This window comes from Bacillus sp. ISL-39 (assembly GCF_018613295.1).
GTDB lineage: Bacteria > Bacillota > Bacilli > Bacillales > Cytobacillaceae > Mesobacillus.
Genome location: NZ_JAGGQM010000021.1, coordinates 1 through 20880, shown reverse-complemented (window position 1 = coordinate 20880; position 20880 = coordinate 1). Strand labels below are relative to the sequence as shown.

The following is a 20880-nucleotide window of genomic DNA, read 5'->3' as shown; positions in this document are numbered from 1 at the left end:
TCGGGGCTGAACGAGGCGCTTGCCCTTTTTGTTCATAGTTCGCCTTTATACAATGCAAGGTAACCAAGCTTGTGTGAGGTAAATGCACTCACGAGAACGATGCTGATCAGTAAACATAACAACAGCCAATCCTTTTTAGAAACGGAGATTACTCTATAAAATTCTCGGTTTCTATCTCCTGTGAAACCTTTTGATTCCATTGCAACAGCTGTTCTTTCCGCTTTTCTAATCCCGCTTGCCAGCAGGGGAATTGCATACCTCTTTATTTGCTTAAGTTTATCCCGGAAAGTTATGGTTCTGCCTGCCCCTCTTATTCGATGGGCACTTCTGATAATACTGAACTCATCTTTTATCAAGGGGAGAAATTGATAACCTGCCATGATGGAATAGGCAATCTTGGGAGAAAGCCTGCATTGCTGCATCAAGCTAAGCAAAAAGTTAATCGGGTTTGTTGTAAGGGCAAATAAGAGTGAAAGGGAAGCGAAACTCAGTACTCTTAATCCAAGCGATATGCTTCTTTGGAATCCTTCCGCAGTAATGGTGATGAACCCCCATTCCCAGATGATACTGTCTCCAGGATCTACTCTCGGAAACAATAGTGATGACCAGACATAGACAATCGCCATAAAGAGAAAAGGAGAGAATAACAGGATCCACTTCTTAAAACTTACCTGTGCAAAACTAAATGTGATCACTATGGTCAAAACGAGACTTAACATGGGCGTGACTGGATCGAAAAATATCGACAGCAGCAAGATGCTGACAAGAATGCTCAGGGCTTTTATGCTAGGGTTCATCTCATTTAACAGCATATTTTCCCTCCAGGTGCATTTCCAATTCCTTGAGGAATGGCAGTCTTAAACTTGCTCTCGCCAAAATTCCAGGTTGATTCCACAGCATTCCTGGAGCACCATAAAATATCATTTTTCCTTTTTCCATTACTAATACATTATCTGCGTAACGATCAACTAAATCCATATCATGTGTAATCATAATAATGCTTCCTGTCTCTGGTACGGCATGGACCGCAAAATCGATGATTTCCTTTGAAGTGACAGCATCCTGTCCAAATGTTGGTTCGTCCATAATCAGGACCTCCTGCCCGTTCACCAGCATGACAGCCACACTCAGTCTCCTTTTTTGTCCTTGGCTCAATGAGAATGGGTGACTGTTAACGTGGTCAGCCATACGAAGGGTTCTCAAAATATCTTTATTTTTATAATTTTGTGCCGTTTGCTCTTTCGATTGAAGACTGTAATTTATTTCTTCCATCACAGAATCAGTAATAAATTGGTGCTCAGGATTTTGGAATACGTATCCGAGTCTTCTCCACTTTTGTTCCTCAGGCCAGTCTCCTAAAGAGTGTCCATAAAATTTTATCTCGCCTTGTGATGGAATCAACCCGGCCAAACATTTTGAAAAAGTGGTTTTTCCGGATCCGTTTGAACCTGCTATTGCAATTATTTCACCACCATTAATCGATATAGAAATATCTTCAATTAATATATGATTGTCTTTCGAATAGCTGACATCCTTCACTTCGAAAATTGCTGGAGAGGGATTCGGTTTTTGCTTGCGAACCTCAGTTGTTAAGAACTTAATTGTATTTCCTATATCTTTACTATTTTCAATCAGCTCATCAATCGTCATAGGCAGGAAGGAGGACGTTAGCAATCCAGCCTCCTTAAGCTTCAACCCTGCGTCAATAGAGCGGGGTAACCAAATCCCTTCAATTGCCAGTTCTTTTGCAAAATGATTAAAACAAACACTAGGCGGACCATTAAAAAACAGTTCACCCGCAGAATTCAATATGATGCAGCGATCCATAATTTCAAGCCAATAATCCAGGTTATGCTCGATAACGAGGATACTGAACGAGTGTTTATTCTTTAATCTTTTTAACGTCCGGACCAATTCGAACCCTGAGGCGGGGTCTAGATTGGCAGTAGGTTCATCAAGTATTAATAATTCAGGTTCCATTGCCAATGCACAGGCAATCGCAAGTTTTTGCTTTTGCCCGCCGGAGAGTGAGTGAATAAGCCTGTGTTTAAAGTGCTTTATGTCTACTAAGTCAAGGGCATAATCTATTCTTTCTTTCATTTCCGATCTGGGAAACTGAATATTCTCTAATACAAAAGCTATTTCTTCCTCGACAGTCAGCATGCAAAACTGGGAATCAGGATCCTGCATGACCAATCCGACTTTTTGATTTATCTCTCCGGATTCGAAGGAGGATAATTCCTTGCCTCTGAACTTTATACTGCCGCTCATTATTCCATCAACAGACGCTGGATATAGATTATTCATGCAGTATGCGAGTGTGCTCTTACCCGAACCGCTTGGACCCAGTACAAGAATGTTCTCATTTTCATTAATATCAAAAGTGATATTCCTTAAAACATCCTTCTGATCATCCTCAAATCGGAACGTAACGTTTGACACTTCAAGAAATGGCAGACTAGGCTGAAATATCATGGTTCTGCTTTGCCTTTCTGGCTTCCTTTCCAAGCGGGAAGCTATTCAATGCTCCTGTTTTAGCGAGGCTGTCGCTTATGTATTTACCTAAAAGACCTGCTAAGATTGCTCCGCTTATAAGCCTGACGACAAACATGGCTGTTACATAACCAGGTGATAGAGCGGAGAAGCCGCCTAAAAAGTAACCCCATGCGAAGCTGGTGATTGAAGCCCCCATTCCTGCTGCTACAAGAACCCATGTAGAATAGTTCTTCCATTTGGTTGCCGCAAAAGCAGCTTCCGCCCCCAGTCCCTGGATAATCCCGGCCAGGATCAGACGCGGACCAACAGCGTTTCCAAGCATGACCTCGATTGTTGCTGCAATTGTTTCTGATAACACCGCTGCTCCAGGCTTTCTGATGATGTAAGCAGCTATGATGGAAACGATGAACCAGATCCCGAAGATCAAGTCATAGCCGATTAGTCCGAACATGCCTACAAGCACATTGCCGAACTGTAAGAACAGAAGGTAGATTACGCCAAAAACGACTGCCAGTACGGATAAAACTACAACCTCTCGAAGTTTCCAGTTTGCGAGCATTATCGTTCCTCCTTACGGGAAGGACTGTTGGCCGACATGGTCACCGTCATAACAATATGTGAAGAATCACTGTTCCGGGCACCATCAAAAGCACTTTCTATTCCGGTAAAAACCTTATTGGCATCGCCATCCAATCTTGAGGCATAATGAATTCCTCCGCTAAAGACACCTTGCTGCTCAACAGTTTTTATTTGATCCATGATTACATTCATATATCCAGGAATTCCTAAAGGATAGAGAGCAAACTGGGCTGCGACCTCCTGGTTGATTTTTTGAGAACGCTCATCATTCATTACATTTGAATCTTCCGCCATAAAAGCATCCCCTGCACTGTCACCGGGACATCCATTTGAAAACGTGGCATTCAGGACCACATGATCTCCACCGATTGAAGCATTCAGGAATATGGCTTTAACAACGTCAAAAACATGTTCAGAACGTCCCCGCACACAGGTGCTGACATCATCTGTCTCCATCCAAACCTTTGACGTATCAACTTCCTTCAATGCAGAGAGGATAATGTCAACAAACCTGTCTGACATTGGGGAAATGGAAAACCTGGCCCCTGTAATCTCACTTGTACCGCAAAAAATCTCTTTCATACCATTACATCTCCTTTGTTCATTGGGTAGAAAACAAAAAACTGCATCCAGCGTGGTGGATGCAGTTGAATTCTATCGTCAGATAAAAAAAGATATAACGAAGAGCTTCGCCTGCACTTCCCCACGCTGGTATTATCCAGATCGGGTAATAAGGGTCAGAACAAAGTTCTTCTCAGCCAAAAGCTCCCCTAGTGCAAAAACCTATACAGTTGTTGTTTTCAAAATCATCTTAATGTAAATAGGCTGAATTGTAAATGGCTAATTTTCAAAATTTGATTCATTCGGAATGGTTATGGAAATACTTTCTCTGCCTGTAGCTTTCAAGGGTGCCCAGTTCCTTATTAAGAAGCCGCTCCATTTCCGCCAGTTCAGATTTAGATACAACGGGATCCTTTAAAGACCAATTAACAGTATATACGAAGTAGTATTCTTTGATTTGGCGGAATAAAACGACTGAATTTGGAAAAACATCAAATTGCGCTTTGATATTATATCTCTTTGTGTAAGACCATTTTGTAAGCTTCATAGAAATTCTCCATGTCATTCGAATTTTAATAGGGCAACAAGGAAGGTAAGTTTATGCAGTTATGTATTCCAGTTGTGAGGGAAAAAGAAACCCTATATAATTCCCAATTCCCGCCAGAAAAACAAATCTTGATATAAATTACCCTGTAAGAGGATAGGAAAAACAACATAGTGTTGTAAGGTGATAGATTATGTTAAAATAAAAGACATTGCGGCAGAGTTAGCGACGCATATCTACATAATATCAAACTGCTAGCAAGTTGATGAATAGTATATTTTACATAGAAGTAAAGGATTTGGAGGGAAATCTGTTCCATGAATGAGGCCCAGAGAATTCAGTTGAATGTGAGAGTGTCCAAGGAAACATCTGATAAACTAGATGAGATTGTCGAATATTATCAAGAGAATACAAAAATCGGCAGGATATACAAAGGCGATGTATTAACAGATATAATAGAAAAATCATATGAGATCATGCAAAAGCAAAAGAAGTTGAATAGATAAGCCGGACCGAGCTCGAAGATTAATGATGTCCATGAAAAGATTTAGGTAAAACGGACTACGCCAAATTGTCAACGTTCAAATATGGCGAATTAGTGAACAAAACAGTTGCGTTAATCAATAATTAGTCGTATTATTTAAATAATCTGATAATACGATAAGGTGGTTTTTGATTATGATGCGAATGGCAATTGCAGGTGTAGCCGGCTTTGTCCTTGTGTTCATTGAGTCATATATTGTAATGGTATTTAAACAGTATGAGACGATTGAGTTCGGTGGGATGGCCCCGTTTGTCAGTGTCTGGTCGATGAACTTTTTCCTCGTTTTCTCCATCCTGACTCATATTAAATTTTGGTATGAAGAAAGAGAAGCACAGCGGGAAGAAGATGCGGCGGAAAGAGACCGGTTCATTAGTTAAGGCTGTTTTCGTAAAGGTTGTTGTTAAAATCCTAAAGCCGATTTTAACGTAATATAAGGCCATTTGGCAGGTCGGTATTAAAGTTTGCATGCTCTTTTCTCGTAAAAGAGTCAACTTTGCGAAGAAAGACAGCCTATTTTGCAGTCGAATTGCAACCAAGTTTGAGAAAAGAGCCTTATTTAAAGCACTTTGTGTAAATACTTGCTTTACTAACCCTCAATAGGAAGAGAAAGGCTAATTGCCTTTCTCTTTTTATTTTGCTTTATTTTGATCTGTATCGATGCGGTCTCGTTCAGCCTCTTCAGCTGCTATTCTTAATTCCTGAAAAAATAACTGGTCATTGCATACCATACTGTGCTGTTCATCTTCCTCATTGAAATGTTTATGGTTTTGTTTTTGCTCCATTCTCTCATCCTCCTGCTCTGTTTAGTATTTTGTATATTACTTCTTCCCTCAACAAAAAGATTCATGCCTAGGCTTCCGTCGTTGTAAGTATTTACTAACGATTTTAAAACATGCAAAACGGATTCATTAACTTTTGCTTACAGTGGGAAACTATCTCTACTTTACTAATGGAGGGAAGCGTGAATATAGTGAAATCGGTTTATCAATTTGATGATGACCAGCATTTTCTTAAAATTGATTTTCTAGTGGGGAATGAACAACAATCTTCGTGGCATGCTTATGTTTTTGATGAGAATTGGAATGACGTCATCAGTTCTGCCTCGGTCATTTCCGAATCCATGGCCGACAGTATGGAATATGCTTTTGAAAGCCTTGGAATCCATGGCAGGATTGCTGTCCTGGAAGCACTCAAACCTGGAGATTCACTAACAGAAGTGATTGATGTTTCTCTATTCCATCTGCAGGCATTGCTTTTTGCTTCAGCCATCATTGTTGTTGGAGATTACGGTGAACTAGAGAATTTGGGTTTTACTAAAGAAAAATCCACCAATGGAAAGACGCTGTATATTCTTTCCTCTGATGAAGCGGGAAATGATGCTTGCCGCTTTTTATAGTAAATAATCTCAAAGCCTTAATCAGGTAGGGCTTTTTTTTGTCCAATATGTTAATTTTTTTAATCTCCCTAAAAGCAAAAATGTGGAAGACGTACAAACAAATAATGACCTCTGTGGTTTTTTTGGAAGGTAAGAACTTTATTAAAGAACAATGATTTTTAATAATCTGTAATATCAGAGCCATTTTCAAAAAACTCTCATAAAAGTGGTTAAAGTCATTCGTGGTTTGGGTAGTGAGAAAGAGAGCGATTTCTATACAGAAAGGAAGATGAGGTCTTGTCTGGCAAAATAAATGTAACAATCAACGGTGCTGACGTTGCGGCTAAAGAAAATCAAACAATCCTTCAATACCTTTCAGATAGCTCGATAGAAGTGCCAAGTGTATGCTATCATCCAAGCCTTGGCCCAATTGAGACATGTGATACTTGTATTGTAGAAGTGAACGGAGAAATGGCCAGGTCTTGTTCGACAATCATGAAGGATGGGGATACCATCGACACAGTGGCACCAGATGTTAAGAAGGCACAAACAATGGCGATGGACAAGATTTTGTTTAATCATGAACTGTATTGTACTGTCTGTGACTACAATAATGGGATGTGTGAGGTACATAACACAGTAAAAGAAATGAAAATCAATCACCAGAGCATCCCATTTGATCAAAAGCCATATAAAAAAGATGAATCAAACCCTTTTTACCGATATGATCCTGATCAATGTATTTTATGCGGGAGATGCGTGGAAGCCTGTCAGGATGTACAGGTAACCGAGACGCTGAGAATCGATTGGGAACGTGAACGTCCACGTGTCATCTGGGATAATGATGTACCAATCAATGAATCCTCATGTGTTTCTTGTGGTCACTGTTCAACCGTATGTCCATGTAATGCAATGATGGAAAAAGGAATGGAAGGCGAAGCCGGCTTTTTGACAGGAATCGCAAAAGATACTTTGCGGCCAATGATTGAAATTACCAAGAATGTCGAGACTGGTTACGGGTCCATCCTGGCGATTTCCGATATGGAAGCCGCCATGCGTGAATCTAGAATCAAGAAAACCAAGACTGTTTGCACTTACTGCGGAGTGGGCTGCAGTTTTGATGTGTGGACGAAGGGGCGAGAAATCCTGAAGGTCGAGCCGCAGGTTGAAGCTCCAGCCAATGGAATTTCTACATGTATAAAAGGTAAATTCGGATGGGATTTCGTTAACAGCGAAGAGCGCCTGACCAAGCCGCTGATTCGTGAAGGAGACAGCTTTAGAGAAGCAGAATGGGATGAGGCATTGAATCTCATCTCCAATAAATTTACAGAAATCAAGAATGAGTATGGTCCTGATTCTCTTGGCTTCATAACATCGTCTAAATGTACGAATGAAGAATCGTATCTAATGCAAAAACTGGCAAGGTCTGTAATTGGAACAAATAATGTCGACAATTGCTCCCGATATTGCCAAACGCCTGCTACTGTTGGTTTGTTCAGAACAGTTGGACATGGTGGCGATGCTGGATCGATCACAGATATTGCAATGGCTGATTTGGTCATCATCGTCGGGTCCAATACAGCAGAAGCACATCCTGTCCTTGCAACCAGGGTGAAACGCGCCCAAAAGCTGACTGGGCAAAAAGTGATTGTCGCCGACCTTCGTGAGCATGAAATGGCTGACCGTGCTGATATGTTCGTAAGGCCAAAGGCAGGCAGTGACCTTGTCTGGATTTCCGCTGTTACTAAATACATTATCGACCAGGGCTGGGCTGAAGAAGAATTCCTGAACAATAAAGTCAATGGACTTTCGGAATACGTTGACAGTCTTGAAGGATTCACTTTGGAATATGCAGAAAAAACAACTGGCCTTTCAAAAGATACGCTGATTGAGATTGCTGAGAGCATCCATAAAGCAAAAAGCGTTTGTGCACTATGGGCAATGGGAGTTACACAGCACATTGGCGGGAGTGACACCAGTACGGCGATTTCGAACCTATTGTTGATAACTGGAAATTACGGCCGTCCAGGAACGGGTGCATATCCACTGCGAGGACATAATAATGTCCAGGGCGCAGGCGATTTTGGCAGCAGCCCGGACTCACTGCCAGGGTACCAAAAGGTAACCGATGAAGAGGCGCGAATGAAGTTTGAACAAGCATGGGGAACCAGGCTGCCTGCTGAACCAGGGATCAATAACCATGACATGGTTGAAGGGATGCATAAAGAAACGCTTAAAGCCCTTTACATCAAGGGTGAAGAGATGGGCCTTGTGGATTCCAATATCAATCACGTCCAGGCCGGCTATGAGAAGCTCGACTTCTTTGTAGTCCAGGATGTATTCTTCTCCAGGACAGCACAATTTGCAGACGTTGTTCTGCCAGCAAGCCCAAGCTTTGAAAAAGAGGGCACATTTACGAATACCGAGCGAAGGATTCAGCGTTTGTATCAGGTATTCGAGCCAGTTGGTGAATCTAAGCCTGATTGGCAGATTCTGATTGAAGTCGCCAACCGCCTTGGTGCAGGCTGGACATATGAGCATCCTTCTGAAATCATGGCTGAAGCGGCAAGCCTAATGCCGATTTACTCTGGCGTGACGTATGAACGCCTTGAAGGGTACAAGAGCCTTCAATGGCCAGTACAACCGGATGGAACTGACAGTCCTGTATTGTATTTGGATGGCTTCCCATTCCCGGATGGGAAAGCACGTCTCTATCCAGTAAAATGGTCTATTCCGATTCAGTATGGAGAGGAATATGACATTCATGTCAATAATGGCCGTCTTCTTGAGCATTTCCATGAAGGTAACCTGACTTATAAGTCAGAGGGAATCACCTCGAAGACTCCTGAAACATTCCTTGAAGTCTCACCAGAGCTTGCAGAAGAAAGGGGCTTGAAGGATGGAACACTTGTGAGGCTGACGTCGCCGTATGGCAACGTTAAGGTCAGATGTGTTGTAACCGATAGAGTGCAAGGAAAGGAAGTCTATCTGCCTATGAACGACCAGGGTGATGCAGCCATCAATCTCCTGACAAGCAGCTATGGAGATAAAAACACGGATACTCCAGCGTATAAGGAGACGAAGGCCAAAATGGAAATCCTTCAACTTGAAGGAGTCAATCCTTTGCCAAGGAATAATTTCCGATACGGTAATCCACAGCCGCAAATCGGCGTCCAAGTCGAAAAGAAGTGGGCTCGTCCAGATTACAGCTTTCCAGGAGATCTTGTGAAAAAGGAGCGTACCCAGCATGGCTAAAGCAATCACTAACATCAATCGTATACAGTTGACAGAAGAACAAAAACGTAAGAGTGACCTGGAGGAAATCGAGTCTGCCTTGCTTGATAACAAGGATGCTATTTTACAGTCGATGGACATACTCAAGCATATGAATCAGCGCGGTGTGTTGTCGCTGTTGGACGGACTGTTCAGTGAAGGAGATAAGGTCTTGAATGTTCTTGTTAAAGCAGCAGACAAGCCAGAAGCTACCAATACAATCAAAAACCTGTTGCTGATGATTGGCGTTCTCGGTACAATCAATGTCCAGCAGCTTGAGCCTTTGCTGTTAAAATTGAATTCTGGCATTGCTAGAGTAGCAGAATATACGGATAGCGAGGATGAAGACAAGCTTGGCTATTTTGATATCGTCCGTTCTTTAAAAGACCCGGAAATAAACCGAGCGCTATCCCTGCTTTTTGAGTTTCTTAAAGGGATGGGTGAAGATACAGAGGGGCTTGAAAGAACCACACAACTACCGGAAAATCAGGATATCCACCAAAGCCAGGATGGTACGCTCGAGGAAAAGTAGTCTAATAGGCAGGCATCAAGCATTCCCGCTTGTTCGCCTGCTTTTTTAAGTTTCATTATCCAGATTTATGGATAAAAGGAGATTACCGGAAAGTAAAACTCGAATCAGAGAGGATGGCTGTTGTGAAACCAGTCGAAGTCAAAAGGGAAATTCTTCGTTTTGGAGATGGCCAGGCCGAAAGCTTGGAAGACAGCATCGTAACGGAATATTCCGTCACCATTAAAGTGAATGGTCAGGAATTGGTTACGATGGTTTGTACTCCAGATTATATTGAAGAAATGGTCATTGGATACCTCGCGTCCGAAGGAATCATCAGGAAGTATTCAGATATTGAAGATATATGGATACAGGAAAAAGAAGGGTTTGTCCATGTGAAAACTTCAAGAGTAAATCCCATTTACAAAAACTTGCAGGGTAAGCGTTACTTAACATCCTGCTGCGGGGCCAGCAGGGCAGGGTTTGTATTTGCGACAGATGCTATGACTGCAAAAAAACTCCATAAGGTCAAGACAGAAATCGAAGTGGAGGATTGCTTCAGGCTCATGGAAGAAATGCAGGATTCCGCTCACCTTTTCCAAAATACAGGGGGAGTCCATAACGCCTCTCTTTGCAGTTTGTTTGGTCCAGTTGTGTCGCGGATGGATATCGGCCGCCATAATGCCCTGGATAAAATTTTTGGGCATTGCTTGAAAAATGAAATTTCAATACACGATAAAGTAATTGTTTTCAGTGGACGGATTTCCTCAGAGATTTTATTGAAGGTAGCCAAAATCGGCTGCCCGATTGTATTATCCAAATCAGCTCCCACTGAACTTGCCTTGAAGCTAGCGGAGGAACTGGGGATTACGACAATTGGCTTTATCAGGAATCGATCACTTAATGTCTACACACACCCGGAACGGGTTGCTGAGGCAAAATACGGAGCCAAGGAAAGCCAGGTTGAATAAGCCTGGTTTTTATAAATCAGGCAAGGCTTAGGAAATTAGAATTCCCAGTCATATAGGGAGGGATTAGGAACTCTGTATAAGGTATGTAAAAGTATGGAAAAATGGAGGTGATAGCTGAAGGAGTGATAGAATGGGTGAAAAGGAAATGGAAGATATGTTTGAATGGGCAGGTTTAGCTGATGTTTATGAGCAGCATGGTTATAAAATGTGGCTGAGCGGCCTTGAAGATAACATTGATGTCGAACTATTGGATCATTTTTCGAACGCTTATTCATTTGAAAGTGCCGAAACCATGTTTTATGACGAGTTTTTGTTCCACTTAAGAATTTTCAAGAATATAAGCAAGAATAATGAGCTGCCTCACCGATTTTGGTGAGTGGAGAGAGAGATAGTCAACATTGGAGAGGAGAATGAGAATATGAAGCCGATTAGCGATCATTTACGGGAGAATCTGGACGTTATTTTTGTCGGTTTCAATCCCAGCATCCGGTCATCAGAAACAGGTCATCATTACGCTAACCCAAACAATAGATTCTGGAAGATTCTTTTTGAAGCTGGCATCACACCAAGGAAATATGACTCTTCGGAGGATTATAAACTCCTGGATATAGGCTGCGGGATGACGAACATTGTTGCGCGGCCAACTAAAGCAGCAGATGAGATTACGAAAGATGAATACCAGCAGGGAAAACTTGAACTAAGACAAAAGATTGAAAAATATAGTCCGAGAATTGTTTGTTTTGTCGGTAAGGGTGTCTACCAGCAATATAGCGGCAAAAAAGATATTCCATGGGGGAAGCAGGATGAATCTGTTGTTGCTGGTACGGTCGATTTTGTAGCGCCATCCTCAAGCGGACTTGTGAGGATGAAAATGGATCAAGTAGTGGGGATTTATAAAGAACTCCCTCTTTTGATATCCAAGGGAAGGACCTGACTAAGGTCCTTTCTTTATAATATCAGAATTTATATCATTTCAACTTTGAGAATTGTCCAGCTCCAGCGCTTGTCGGAGTTGGACAGTCGCCTATGCTTTTTGATTTCGGTCCTGCCAATGAAGTCAAAGAGCGACTTCACAGTTAGGCCCTCCGAGGCACACGATGTGCTAGATCCGCCAGCCACAGGACGTGGCGTTTAGGCGGACAGCGCTTGTTGGGGCTTAACGAGGCGCTTGCGCTTTTTGTTCATCTACAAGGGCATCGATAACCTGATCATATCCCTGCACTGGATCCCATTTTCAAAAATAGGTTCTTCATAATTCCTTATAAAAAAATCATGATCTATTCCAGTGATTCTGAAGCCAACCTTTTGATAAAGAGCCAGTTGATTGATACTTGAATTCCCTGTACCGATTTCAACTTTCTTATACCCCTCTTCAACTGCAGTTTGAATTGCATGCTCGATCAGGAGGGTACCTAAACCCCTCCCTTGGTGAGATTCATCGACTGCCAGATTCATAATTTCGATGGTATGATTACTAACCGGCACCAGTACGATTACCCCGGTAGTATCACCGTTTTCTGATTCCATAACATAGCACAAACCCTTATCTAAATATCCTGAAACCAAATCTCGAGAAGGGTCTGCCATGAGCAGAAGATTCCAAGGCGGCTGTTCGCCTTCTCTTAACTGTCTAACGTACATGTGTTTTCTCCTTGAATAGAAGTAGATAAATGATCTTGATTAAGAGGTACCCAATTGCACCGCCTATTGTGTTAAGGATGATATCATCGATGTCAAAACTGCCAACCCTTGTGGCAAACTGGAGGATTTCCACCGATGAAGTCGCCAGAAAGACAGTACTGGTCGTTCGCCGGAATCCCATCAACCGTTTAAACAGCCAGGGAAGGAAGATTCCTAACGGGAAAAAGGCAAGAACATTGCCAAATAAGTTGGACATCCAGATATTTTTATTGATGTGCGAAGAAGCTTTTATGTAATCTGTGATTGTTTTAAATGGGATGATGTTATAAGGGTTTGAGCCTGCAGAATTGATTTCATACGCAGCCTGCCGATAAGGGCTGAGAAACAACAAAATGACGGCAATGATGATGTAGATAATGAATAAAGTATAGGAAATTGCTGAGATCCATTTCTTGTACTTAAAATCTATTAGATTTAGCATAACTTCTCCTTGGATTGATAGAAAATAAAAGCAAACAATGATATTTTAAAAGAAACATAGACATTTTTGAAAAAGACATACTAGATCTTAATTACCCAAACCGGCGATAGATTAATTAGAAATTAATATCTCTATATTAGTAATTAAAATAAAAACCTTGCCATATGGCAAGGTTAGACAATATATTTGGTCATCCTGCAAAGGCAGGGCCCCTGCCGTCCGTACAGTGGTTAAGTGTCCCGCAACAAGCGAATGTCCGGCAGAGGCAGTTATATTTTAACACAAACATGTTGGAAAAATACAATGTGAAGGTGGATACTTTTATTTTTATTTGTAATAGTGGTATGATAACAATGATTTTAACACAAGGAGATGATTTACATGGCTAAAAAAGGATACATACAAATGCAAAATGGTGAAAAAATCGAATTCGAACTATACCCAAACGAAGCACCTGGTACAGTTGAAAACTTTGAGAAGCTTGCAAACGAAGGCTTCTATAATGGTTTAAACTTCCACCGAGTAATTCCTGGCTTTGTTAGTCAGGGAGGATGCCCTAACGGAACAGGGACTGGCGGTCCTGGATACACGATCAAGTGTGAAACAGAAGGTAATCCGCATAAGCACGAACCGGGTTCACTTTCAATGGCTCACGCAGGAAAAGACACAGGCGGCAGCCAGTTCTTCATCGTTCATGAATCACAGCCGCACTTAAATGGTGTGCACACTGTTTTCGGGAAAGTTACTTCCAATTTGGAAGCTGCTAAAGCGATGAGCAACGGTGATGTTATGGAAAAGGTTGTTGTAACAGAAGAATAGGATCGTCTTAAAAAAGAGCCTGAGGGCTCTTTTTTTGTACTTATTTACCCATTGAAGCGAACATACGCTCTTGTTATAATGAATCAAAGGAAATTTGTATAAAATTGTTAAGTTGAAGAGTCTAATGTTCAATAAATTTGACTAAACTATCTAATATACATAAAATTAGATTAATTAGTCTAATTTGAGGTGTTAGGTGGAATGGCAATGCAGCCAGTGTCAATATTTATAATGGATGTAACAAAGTCTTCCTCTGCAGGTTATGGCGAGGAGCTGAGTGATTATTTAGGGCAGCTAGTGACATATATAAATAAATGGTATGAAGGAATCGGTTCTATACAAATTAAGCACCGGTCTGGCGACGAGCTTATTTTCCTGGCCGAAGGCTATTCATCTGCTTTTATTGCAGCCTTTTATATCAGCACGATTTGGAAGTATGAAAAACACATTCCGTATTTTGGGCTTGCCTATGGCAGGCTGGATAAGAATGTAGAAGAAATTGATATTGAAAAGTGGATCCATCCATTGGCGAAGCAGGCACGAAACGCGAATGACCATCTAAAAAAACAGAAGGACAGGGAATCTTTCTTTTTTCAAGGACATGATGGTGAATCGGATTTGCAGACATTAATTAATGGCATGCTCATGCTGCAGCATGTATTGAGAATGGATCAAACTGATGTACAACGGCTTGTATGCTCGCTTTATCTTCTTTACGGCAAGCAAAATGCTGTAGCAGACCTTCTCGATCGCTCGGCTCCTACGGTTTACAGCCATTTCAAGAAGGGGCATTGCGAGCATATCATTCGCAGCTTCCGAGATATCGTCAGCGTTTTGGATGCACGTCAGGCACAGGAGTTTCCGGAAATAGGAAATAGCCAAACGAAGGTTCTTGAAGACAGCATTAGAACAAAAATTAAAAGCCAGGTGCAGGATATTTTCAGCTTCTAGATTCTGGTGAAAGGAGCACTCATGCTTTTATTAAGTTTGATTATGGCACATCTACTAGCCGATTTTTACCTTCAGACGGATCGAATGGTACAGGACAAGCTGAAGAACCTTAAAAAGCATATACTCCATCATTTCCTGGTGAATACAATTGTACTTGCGGCAGGCTGGCTCTTTTTTTATCAGCAGAATGATCCCGTCATGACTGTCATATGGCCGGTGCTGTTCATCACAGCTACACATCTAATGATTGACCTGATGAAAATCAAGCTTGTGGATCAATTTACGGCAAGCGAAAATTTGAATAAACTCTGGTTTTTCATATTAGACCAGCTGCTGCATATTTTCATGCTTTTGATAGCGATGCAGTTATTTTATAAAATAACGCTAGGTTCCAATGTTAATAGATTTATACAGCTTCTGTCTGAAAATGGGCGCCAATTGGACGCTTCTAGTACAATCCTTGTCATTGCCATTATCTTAATATTGGGAACAACGGTCAGCGGACATATAATCCGCATCCTTCTCGGCTCTCTACCCGGGCAGCTGCTGACGTTTGAAGGGAAATATACATTTAAAAATGAGTTGAGTGAGCCGGCATATCAGAAAACCAGCAAAGGTGAAAAGGGTTTATCCGAGCAATACAGCTATATGATCTTCAATAAACACGATATGTCACGCGGGAAGCTGATTGGCTATATCGAGCGACTGCTGGTAATTTTACTCACATACTACAGTTCATATCCGGCAATCGCCTTCATTGTTACTGCCAAATCAATCGCCCGTTTTAAGCAAATGGATGATCGTGACTGGGCGGAATACTTTCTGCTTGGTACTTTGACGTCCATGTTCTTAGGTATCGTGTTCGGTATCCTTTTAAGAGAAATAGTGAATTAGGAGTACTTAATTACACTATTGGCTTTTAGAATAACTGCAAGCCTTATTTTTCGGCTCGGATGGTACAATTTTTAAAGAGCAAAGTGATAATCGTCAATAGCGGAGTGATTAGAATGAACATCGTCCTTTTCAATAAAGATTTGCGCATTTCCGACCATCAGCCCTTAGCTGAAGCAGCCAGAGCGGGGGAGGTATTGCCGCTGTATGTATTTGAGCCTTCACAGTGGGAGGATACGCCGCTTTCCGCTCGCCATTTTCAATTTGTTGTTGAAAGTCTGGAAGAGCTGGCAAAAGGAATTGAGGGTCTGGGCGGAAAACTCTTTCTGGCTATCGATGAGATGGAGACGGTTCTCGAAAAATTGCTGGATCATTATGAATCTATAAACTTATATGCGCACAATAATAATAGCTTTATAGATATAGTTAAGGAATGGGCGAAGCAAAAAGAGCAGCTTTTTTTTGCTTATGGTCCGGAACTTGAAAATGTCCCGGGGAGGCTGTTTAATAATCGTTTGAACGCTTATTTAAATGAATCGCTAGCTGAAGTTCCAAACAAAATTGATGTAACGTCAAAAATCCCTGATTTACTGTTTGCTGATTTTAAAAGATTTCAGAAATTGAGATTTAAAGGAAATAAGATCCGCTATGGCCAGCAAGGGGGAGAATTAAAGGCTATTGAAACGCTGGATTCATTCCTCGAAGGCAGATTCGCAAACTATATTGAAAATCACCAAAAACCCCTGCCTTCCTCGCTTTCATCATCCAGGCTTTCTGCTTATATAACATGGGGAAATATTTCGGTCAGGACCATATTTCAGAAAACGGATGAAAAATTGCAAGCATGTGAGCTGGAGGAAGACCAGATTCAGCTAGAAGAGTTTTTATCAAAGCTTAATAAACGGGCAAAAATTTGCAGTTTGAGAATGGACGATCAGCAACAGGCAGATGTAAATGAAATCAAAAGGGATTACAATGAAGAGTGGTTTCGGCGCTGGCTTCAGGGAAGGACAGGAATCCCGATGGTTGATGCGGCTATGAGGAGTCTGGATAAAACGGGTTGGATGAACTTTCCGTTGCGGGCTATGGTTACTTCTTTTATTGCTAACACCTTATTGCTGGATGAGAAGAAGGTATCTGCTTCCCTCGCAGAGTTGTACTTAGATTATGAACCAGCTGTACATGATTTCTATATCCAGCAGCTAGTCGAGACGAAAGGGAAGATGAAAATCATAGATCCTGTAAAGGCCGGCAGACAGCTTGATCCGGATGGCACGTTCATCCGCCGATATGTGACTGAGTTAAGCAAGCTTCCGGACGAATACATACACGAACCTTGGCTATACCCTGCTTTTTATCAGCTTGGCTATGAAGCGCCAATGGTCGATGTGAAAAAGGCTTGTAAACATGCCAGGCTTCAATACCGGACCATAAAGAGCAAAGGAACTCCTGGCCGGAAAAAAGAAAAGGAAGGAGAAACCGAGCAGCTATCCTTTGATTTCTAGAGACGACTCTGCTAACTCTGTCCTCCCTTTGAAGTAGGTCAGGGAAACTCCCATAAGGGTTATCACACCGCCTGCTGCTGTTATGACTCCCGGTACTTCCCCCAGCCAGAACCAGGCGATAATGAAAGAAGCAGCAGGTGTCAGGTAAAGGGAACTTGCTGCTTCAGAGGCTCCGGATTGAGCTGTAATATAAGCTATAGCAAAGTAAGCAACCACCGTAGGGAAAAGTCCGAGGTAAATAGCACTAATCGTTGCTCCCAAGGGGGCTTCAGCTATCTGAGATCCAATTCCAGGAGCAAAGAAACCCATGAAAATGGTGGCCGCCCAAATAGTATAGGCAGTAAAAGGAAGGGCACCATACTTTTCTAAGTAATTTTTTTGGAACACAAAGTAAAGTGATTCAGATAATGAAGCAATCAATATTAACAGTACGCCAATGCCCAGCTCGAATCCACCGCCGGCCCCGATGGAAATGAGAACAATTCCTGTCATGCTGATCATGGCACCGGACCAGTACCATTTACCGGTGCGCTCCTGAAAGAACATCCTCCCTAACAATCCAATAAAAACGGGTGAAGTAGAAACAAGCAGACTTGCGGCACCTGCACTGACAGTTTGTTCACCAAAATTCAGCGCGGTTTGATAGACTGCGAATCCCAAAAATCCAAACATGAATATAACAGGCCAATCTTTTATTTCCGGAAGCTTCATTTTTGTTAATACAGCGTAGCAAAGAAGTGCCGATGACCCGACCAAAAGCCGCAAGAATGACAAGTGCTCGGGTGAATAGCCTTCGAGACCATGCCTGATCCCCGCAAAAGCCGATCCCCATAATAAAATAACGAGTAAGTGTGCTGCTGCCATTCTTATGTCCATGTAATCCACCCCTCTTAAAAACCATCCAATTTCCGTTACATATCAGTTTTATCTTTTAAATATAACTAGGTCTTGATAAAATGTATCCAACCAATAGGGGTATTTTAAAACCAACCAATTTTGAATGGAGCAGGAGACATGAAAGCGCCTAAATACAAAGTGATCATCGATTACATAAAAGAGCAGATTACAAACGGGATTTGGCCAGTTGGCAGCAGGCTCCCGAGTCAGCGAGACCTTGCAAAACAATTCGGTGTAAACAGAAGCACAGTCGTAACTGCACTGGATGAATTAGCTGCTGATGGACTTGTAGAGGGGAAGCTGGGGATGGGGACGGTGGTCGTTAACAATACCTGGACACTCATGCGGTCTGCGCCACCGGTAAATTGGAATGAACAAGTGGCACTGGGCACCCATCAGGCAAGCCTGTCGACAGTACAGGCTATAAATCTGGCAGAATCCGATGAGAATTTGATCCAGCTGAGTAAAGGGGAACTCTCCAAGGATTTATTTCCGCTGGCAGAAATGAGATCTGTTTTAACAAAGATTGGAAAGGATCTGGAGCCGTTCGGTTATGAGGATCCGAAAGGAAACCTGAAGTTGCGGGAAGAGATTGCTAGGTATCTTAATCAAAAGGGAATTATCGTCGATGCATCGTCCATTTTAATCGTTTCTGGTGCTTTACAGGCTTTGCACCTTATTTCGATTGGGTTATTGAAGAGTGAGTCAACTGTGTTCCTCGAGGATCCATCTTACTTATACTCTTTATCAACTTTCCAGTCTGCAGGGATGAAACTCCAGGGAATCCCGTTAGACAAGGATGGCATCATGCCCGGGATGATAAAGGCGTCGCATCACAGTAAGAAATCGGTGCTGTACTGCCATCCGAATTTCCATAATCCTACTGGTACTCTTATGGGCGAAAACAGAAGGCAGGAACTGCTCAAACTGGCTGAGACTGCCCAGCTTCCCATCATTGAAGATGATGTGTACGGCGATTTATGGCTGGATTCTCCTCCGCCGTCCCCCATTAAATCGCACGACCGGCACGGAAATGTTTTATATCTAGGCAGCCTTTCAAAAAGCCTGAATCCTGGATTGAGAATTGGATGGATCGCCGGGCCTCAAGCGGTCATTGATCGGCTGGCTGACCTGAAAATGCAGACTGACTACGGTTCAAGTTCTCTATCGCAGCGAGCTGCCGCAGAATGGCTGTCCAGCGGATTGTATGAACAGCATTTGGCGAATGTAAGAAACCAGCTAAGAGTACGAAGGAATGCGGCATTGGAAGCACTGGAAATACACTTAAGCCGTTATGCCGAATGGGAAAAGCCTGCTGGCGGATTTTTCATATGGGTAAAAATGAATCCTGAGATTTCATTGCCTGATTTGTACAGGAAAGCTCTCGCCAATGGGGTGCTGATCAATCCCGGGAGAATTTATGCAACCCAAAAAATGCAGCACTTCAGGCTTTCTTTTGCGAATGCACCGGTTGAGGATATAACAAAGGGAATCGCGATATTAGAATCGCTGATCGAAGACTGCTAGAATAGAAGATATATATTAATTTAAGCATGAAACAAACAAGGAGAATTAGGATTTATGAAATTAGTATCTTGGAATGTGAACGGCATCAGGGCTTGCGCTCGTAAGGGATTTTTAGAATTCTTTAAAGAAGCGGGCGCAGACCTTTTTTGTATACAGGAAACGAAGCTGCAGGAAGGCCAGATCAATCTTGATCTGGAAGGGTATCACCAGTTCTGGAATTACGCAGAAAAGAAAGGCTATTCCGGAACAGCTGTTTTTTCGAAAAAACAGCCTCTATCAGTAAAGTATGGAATTGGTTCTGCAGAACACGATCACGAGGGCAGGGCAATCACAGTAGAATTTGATGAGTTTTATCTTGTTAATGTCTATACCCCAAATTCGCAGCGTGATCTCGCGCGCCTCGGCTACCGCCTATCCTGGGAAGACAAGCTCAGGGAATACTTGCTTGAATTGGAGGATGATAAGCCGGTAATCCTTTGCGGTGATTTGAATGTCGCCCATAATGAGATTGATTTGAAAAATCCAAAACCAAACCGCGGAAATTCAGGATTTACAGACGAGGAACGCGGAAAGATGACTGATCTCCTCAGCAGTGGATTCGTTGATTCCTTCCGCCACTTGCATCCTGAGGTTAAAGATGTATACACCTGGTGGTCTTACATGAATAAAGTTAGAGAAAAGAACATCGGCTGGCGTATCGATTATTTCATTGTTTCCGAAAAACTGGCACCTGCCATCAAAGAAGCAGGTGCAGAATGCTTTGTTATGGGCAGTGACCACTGTCCCGTCACGCTTGAATTAAGCCTATAAAAGTGGATGAATCCCCTGAGTGGTACTCAGGGGATTTTTTTAGGTTATTTACCGTGTTTTAGCACAATGCTGTCTGCAGCAACACCAAGTTCAGATAGCTTTTCGCTGATTTCCCATAAAGCTGTCAGAAGCAGCTCTAAGTTCAGACAGCTTTTCGCTGATTTCATGCATAGCTGTCAGAAGTTACCCGAAGTTAAGACAGCTTTTTGCTGATTTCATACACAGCTGTCAGAAGTTGCCCCAAGTTAAGACAGCTTTTCTCTGATTTCATACAAAGCTGTCAAAAAAAGCTCCAAGTTCAGACAGCTTTTCACTGATTTCCTTCAAAGCTGTCATAAGTAGGCCCAAGTTCAGACAACTTTTCACTGATTTCCTTCAAAGCTGTCATAAGTAGGCCCAAGTTCAGACAACTTTTCGTGGATTTGCTTCAAAGCTGTCATAAGTAGCTCCAAGTTCAGACAACTTTTCGTGGATTTGCTTCAAAGCTGTCATAAGTAGGCCCAAGTT

23 protein-coding genes and 1 riboswitch are annotated in these 20880 nt (G+C 42.2%); of the genes, 14 read left to right on the top strand and 9 right to left on the bottom strand.

Annotated features, from left to right (window positions below; translation table 11 throughout):
* Positions 1-32: 32 nt before the first annotated feature.
* The 5 genes from J7E37_RS15755 to J7E37_RS15735 form a co-directional block, all read right to left on the bottom strand.
* Positions 33-812, bottom strand: coding sequence for an energy-coupling factor transporter transmembrane component T family protein (locus tag J7E37_RS15755; RefSeq protein WP_215024989.1), 780 nt, complete (start codon positions 810-812; stop codon positions 33-35).
* On the bottom strand, positions 799-2475 hold the full coding sequence (locus J7E37_RS15750) for an ABC transporter ATP-binding protein (RefSeq protein WP_215024986.1): 1677 nt from the start codon (positions 2473-2475) through the stop codon (positions 799-801). Before J7E37_RS15750 ends, J7E37_RS15755 begins: the two co-directional genes overlap by 14 nt.
* Positions 2459-3055, bottom strand: a complete 597-nt coding sequence (locus J7E37_RS15745; RefSeq protein WP_215024982.1) for an ECF transporter S component — start codon at positions 3053-3055, stop codon at positions 2459-2461. Before J7E37_RS15745 ends, J7E37_RS15750 begins: the two co-directional genes overlap by 17 nt.
* Positions 3055-3657, bottom strand: coding sequence for a Ykof family thiamine-binding protein (locus tag J7E37_RS15740; RefSeq protein WP_215024980.1), 603 nt, complete (start codon positions 3655-3657; stop codon positions 3055-3057). Before J7E37_RS15740 ends, J7E37_RS15745 begins: the two co-directional genes overlap by 1 nt.
* A 101-nt stretch (positions 3658-3758) precedes the next feature.
* A riboswitch (TPP riboswitch) is annotated at positions 3759-3857 on the bottom strand.
* Positions 3858-3934: 77 nt separating this feature from the next.
* The gene (locus J7E37_RS15735) at positions 3935-4183 is read right to left on the bottom strand and encodes a hypothetical protein (RefSeq protein WP_214781417.1); all 249 of its coding nucleotides are present in this window, start codon (positions 4181-4183) and stop codon (positions 3935-3937) included.
* Between the two features lie 314 nt (positions 4184-4497).
* Between J7E37_RS15735 and J7E37_RS15730 the strand changes: the two genes are divergently transcribed.
* Entirely contained in the window at positions 4498-4686 is a 189-nt protein-coding gene (locus J7E37_RS15730) for a hypothetical protein (RefSeq protein WP_192471732.1), read from the top strand.
* Between the two features lie 172 nt (positions 4687-4858).
* The gene (locus J7E37_RS15725) at positions 4859-5101 is read left to right on the top strand and encodes a hypothetical protein (RefSeq protein WP_192471733.1); all 243 of its coding nucleotides are present in this window, start codon (positions 4859-4861) and stop codon (positions 5099-5101) included.
* A 252-nt stretch (positions 5102-5353) separates the two neighbouring features.
* Here the strand turns inward: J7E37_RS15725 and J7E37_RS15720 are convergent, their stop codons facing one another.
* A complete protein-coding gene (locus tag J7E37_RS15720) occupies positions 5354-5506 on the bottom strand; it encodes a hypothetical protein (RefSeq protein WP_215024978.1) in 153 nt (50 codons plus the stop codon).
* A 179-nt stretch (positions 5507-5685) separates the two neighbouring features.
* On the opposite strand from J7E37_RS15720, the gene J7E37_RS15715 reads away from it, so the two are divergent.
* The 6 genes from J7E37_RS15715 (at position 5686) to mug (ending at position 11785) form a co-directional block, all read left to right on the top strand.
* Positions 5686-6120 carry a hypothetical protein gene (locus tag J7E37_RS15715; protein WP_215024976.1) on the top strand — a complete coding sequence of 145 codons (435 nt, stop codon included), beginning with the start codon at positions 5686-5688 and terminating at the stop codon, positions 6118-6120.
* 276 nt (positions 6121-6396) lie between these two features.
* Positions 6397-9354: a formate dehydrogenase subunit alpha gene (gene fdhF, locus J7E37_RS15710; RefSeq protein WP_215024975.1), complete on the top strand. Its 2958-nt coding sequence runs from the start codon at positions 6397-6399 to the stop codon at positions 9352-9354.
* Positions 9347-9904 carry a helical membrane plugin domain-containing protein gene (locus tag J7E37_RS15705; protein WP_214781424.1) on the top strand — a complete coding sequence of 186 codons (558 nt, stop codon included), beginning with the start codon at positions 9347-9349 and terminating at the stop codon, positions 9902-9904. Before fdhF ends, J7E37_RS15705 begins: the two co-directional genes overlap by 8 nt.
* Positions 9905-10026: 122 nt before the next feature.
* Positions 10027-10851 (top strand): formate dehydrogenase accessory sulfurtransferase FdhD, encoded by an 825-nt coding sequence (fdhD, locus tag J7E37_RS15700; RefSeq protein WP_214781427.1) that lies wholly within the window; start codon positions 10027-10029, stop codon positions 10849-10851.
* 130 nt (positions 10852-10981) lie between these two features.
* The gene (locus J7E37_RS15695; RefSeq protein ID WP_215024974.1) at positions 10982-11227 is read left to right on the top strand and encodes a hypothetical protein; all 246 of its coding nucleotides are present in this window, start codon (positions 10982-10984) and stop codon (positions 11225-11227) included.
* Between the two features lie 42 nt (positions 11228-11269).
* Positions 11270-11785, top strand: coding sequence for a G/U mismatch-specific DNA glycosylase (gene mug, locus J7E37_RS15690; RefSeq protein ID WP_215024973.1), 516 nt, complete (start codon positions 11270-11272; stop codon positions 11783-11785).
* Positions 11786-12036: 251 nt separating this feature from the next.
* Here the strand turns inward: mug and J7E37_RS15685 are convergent, their stop codons facing one another.
* Entirely contained in the window at positions 12037-12492 is a 456-nt protein-coding gene (locus J7E37_RS15685; protein WP_215024970.1) for a GNAT family N-acetyltransferase, read from the bottom strand.
* Complete coding sequence (locus J7E37_RS15680) at positions 12482-12973, bottom strand: VanZ family protein (protein ID WP_215024968.1); 492 nt, start codon at positions 12971-12973, stop codon at positions 12482-12484. Before J7E37_RS15680 ends, J7E37_RS15685 begins: the two co-directional genes overlap by 11 nt.
* 381 nt (positions 12974-13354) lie before the next feature.
* On the opposite strand from J7E37_RS15680, the gene J7E37_RS15675 reads away from it, so the two are divergent.
* The 4 genes from J7E37_RS15675 to J7E37_RS15660 all read left to right on the top strand — a co-directional run bounded on the left by J7E37_RS15675 (position 13355) and on the right by J7E37_RS15660 (position 17139).
* Positions 13355-13792 carry a peptidylprolyl isomerase gene (locus tag J7E37_RS15675; RefSeq protein ID WP_215024965.1) on the top strand — a complete coding sequence of 146 codons (438 nt, stop codon included), beginning with the start codon at positions 13355-13357 and terminating at the stop codon, positions 13790-13792.
* Positions 13793-13999: 207 nt separating this feature from the next.
* On the top strand, positions 14000-14743 hold the full coding sequence (locus J7E37_RS15670; RefSeq protein ID WP_215024962.1) for a hypothetical protein: 744 nt from the start codon (positions 14000-14002) through the stop codon (positions 14741-14743).
* A 21-nt stretch (positions 14744-14764) separates the two neighbouring features.
* Positions 14765-15637, top strand: coding sequence for a DUF3307 domain-containing protein (locus tag J7E37_RS15665; protein WP_215024953.1), 873 nt, complete (start codon positions 14765-14767; stop codon positions 15635-15637).
* A gap of 113 nt (positions 15638-15750) precedes the next feature.
* Positions 15751-17139, top strand: coding sequence for an FAD-binding domain-containing protein (locus J7E37_RS15660; protein ID WP_215024950.1), 1389 nt, complete (start codon positions 15751-15753; stop codon positions 17137-17139).
* On the opposite strand, the gene J7E37_RS15655 is transcribed toward J7E37_RS15660, so the two are convergent.
* Positions 17122-18015, bottom strand: coding sequence for a DMT family transporter (locus J7E37_RS15655; protein ID WP_215024947.1), 894 nt, complete (start codon positions 18013-18015; stop codon positions 17122-17124). The genes J7E37_RS15660 and J7E37_RS15655 overlap by 18 nt on opposite strands.
* A gap of 138 nt (positions 18016-18153) precedes the next feature.
* Here J7E37_RS15655 and pdxR point away from each other — a divergent pair, with 138 nt between their 5' ends.
* Positions 18154-19563, top strand: coding sequence for a MocR-like pyridoxine biosynthesis transcription factor PdxR (pdxR, locus tag J7E37_RS15650; RefSeq protein ID WP_215024944.1), 1410 nt, complete (start codon positions 18154-18156; stop codon positions 19561-19563).
* A 54-nt stretch (positions 19564-19617) separates the two neighbouring features.
* Positions 19618-20373: an exodeoxyribonuclease III gene (locus J7E37_RS15645; RefSeq protein ID WP_215024941.1), complete on the top strand. Its 756-nt coding sequence runs from the start codon at positions 19618-19620 to the stop codon at positions 20371-20373.
* Positions 20374-20880: the final 507 nt, after the last annotated feature.